The sequence below is a fragment of the [Zimmermannella] bifida NBRC 103089 genome (genome assembly GCF_001570925.1).
GTDB lineage: Bacteria > Actinomycetota > Actinomycetes > Actinomycetales > Microbacteriaceae > Gulosibacter > Gulosibacter bifidus.
Map to the genome: position 1 here is coordinate 1 of NZ_BCSP01000035.1, position 652 is coordinate 652.

Consider the following 652-nt stretch of genomic DNA (forward strand, 5'->3'; position numbering starts at 1 on the left):
GAGCAGACGTCGCAGCAGCGGTGCTTCGAGTTCGTAGTCGTGTTCACGCTGCACGAACAGGAGGTGGAGCGCGTTGTAGCGCGAGCGGGGGTCGCGTTCGACGTAGGACGCTGGGACGCCGTTGTCGAGCATCCAGTTGGCGATCGCGACACGGTTTGCCGGAGTGTCATTTGTGAATGCGTTGATGAAGTATTTTTTCGGGTCCGTGTTTGGATATGCAGCGCAGGATTCGAGGTATTCTTTGAGGGTTCCGTGTCGTACCGCGTAAAATGGAGGGGGTATTTTTTTGCTCTGTTCCTGCATGTTTGTTCTCGCTTTCTGAGTGACTGCTAGGCTAGCTCGTCTTCGTGTGAGCGGTTTCTGAGTGGATCCGAGACTTCGTAGTTTTCGGGGTTTAAATAGTCTTTGAGGAAATACTCTAGGTCTTTGTGCTCGCCAAGATATTCGGCTCTTAGTCGCCAATATTCATGACCGGAAATATGCCCCATATCCCAGTCTCTTGGTGACATGGGGTTGTTTGGGTCCCATTCTACGATTCGCCAGCGTGCATCATTTGCTTCGAACACGTTGGTGTGTGAGTGGTCATGGGGGTGGAGCTTTACGTACATTTGGTTTGGGCCGGGTTCTGGGAGAGCGAGGTCGCCGTTTCGGA

2 protein-coding genes are annotated in these 652 nt (G+C 52.9%); both read right to left on the reverse strand.

Features of this window, described 5'->3' with window-relative positions:
* A partial coding sequence (locus ZBI01S_RS09380; protein WP_159421496.1) for a hypothetical protein occupies positions 1-303 on the reverse strand: 303 nt, incomplete at its 3' end.
* Positions 304-329: 26 nt separating this feature from the next.
* On the reverse strand, positions 330-652 hold a 323-nt coding region (locus tag ZBI01S_RS09645), incomplete at its 5' end, for a GH-E family nuclease (RefSeq protein WP_222822397.1).